1 protein-coding gene is annotated in these 477 nt (G+C 54.1%); it reads right to left on the reverse strand.

Annotated elements, in window-relative coordinates; genetic code table 11:
- Positions 1-477 (reverse strand): YfaZ family outer membrane protein (locus tag K0039_RS25130; RefSeq protein ID WP_228106854.1); only part of this gene is annotated, 477 nt, incomplete at both ends.

Consider the following 477-nt stretch of genomic DNA (forward strand, 5'->3'; position numbering starts at 1 on the left):
GAAACTGGCGTTAACCCCAACATACGGGCCGTCAGCCACGGCGTTGTCGCGGTTACCGTCTTTACCCGACAGATTCAGGTAGCGATAACCCGCCTCAATACTGACTGGACGCATAATGGTGTAACGCGCGCCAGCATTCGCTTCTTCATAACTTTGAATACCGCCGGAGAGCGAATCCGGAGAGTAGTAATACTCGCCAAACAAACGGAAGCTGTTGCCAATTTTCCACTGCAAACCACCTCCTACCGCTGTGGCATAACCTTCATCGCCGTAATTCGGGTTGGTGTAAACGCCTTTTCCGCCAACGGTCGCCATTAACGGCCCGAGAGGCAGATTCAACCCCAGCCCCACGCCAGCGACATCACCGTCGTCGTCGTTATGTGTCCAGTTACCGCTTAACGCCAGGCCCGTCGTTTCAGTCCCAAAACCGACACCAATATTGGTGTATTCTTTACCCGCCTGACCGCTGATGCTCAT

Source organism: Terrisporobacter mayombei (assembly GCF_020748465.1).
In the GTDB taxonomy this organism is placed as follows: domain Bacteria; phylum Bacillota; class Clostridia; order Peptostreptococcales; family Peptostreptococcaceae; genus Terrisporobacter; species Terrisporobacter mayombei.